Source organism: Bradyrhizobium sp. IC4059, from assembly GCF_020193615.1.
Taxonomy (GTDB): domain Bacteria; phylum Pseudomonadota; class Alphaproteobacteria; order Rhizobiales; family Xanthobacteraceae; genus Bradyrhizobium; species Bradyrhizobium yuanmingense.
The window spans coordinates 1-471 of sequence record NZ_JADYVH010000044.1 but is presented as its reverse complement, the minus strand read 5'-3'; the positions used below and the strand labels follow the sequence as shown (position 1 = coordinate 471).

Below are 471 nucleotides of genomic sequence, written 5' to 3'. Positions count from 1 at the left end.
TGTCCTTACTTTGGGGAAAATTTCTTGCAATTACAATAGTGGGAATTATAGTATCACTGGCAAACCTTGCAGGATTATTTATTTCAATGAATCAGACAAATGGAATGTTTCAAGGTGCAAATGACATCAATATAGGATTAGAAACTATTATTTTGATAATGATTTTGCCTATACTTTTAACTATGGTTTTTGGGGCCTTAGGGTTGTCCATAAGTATTTATGCAAAATCATCAAAAGAAGCTCAAACATATTTAAGTCCTTTTACAATAATTGCTGTCATATTGGTTTATGCCACAATGATGAAGGACGCTAAAAGTATAGAAACTTATATTTTTAGTATACCTATAGCTAATGCTTCTTGCCTTACAAAAGAGTTCTTAGTTGAAATACACAATACAGCACATATAGCTATAACCTTTGGCTGGATGATAGTGTATATAGTTGCTGCAATCTCATTTGCAAGATATATGT

Annotated in this window: 1 protein-coding gene; it reads left to right on the top strand. The window is 31.6% G+C overall.

Annotated elements, in window-relative coordinates; all coding sequences use genetic code 11:
* On the top strand, positions 1 to 471 hold a 471-nt coding region (locus I6F12_RS37015; RefSeq protein ID WP_225158547.1), incomplete at both ends, for an ABC transporter permease subunit.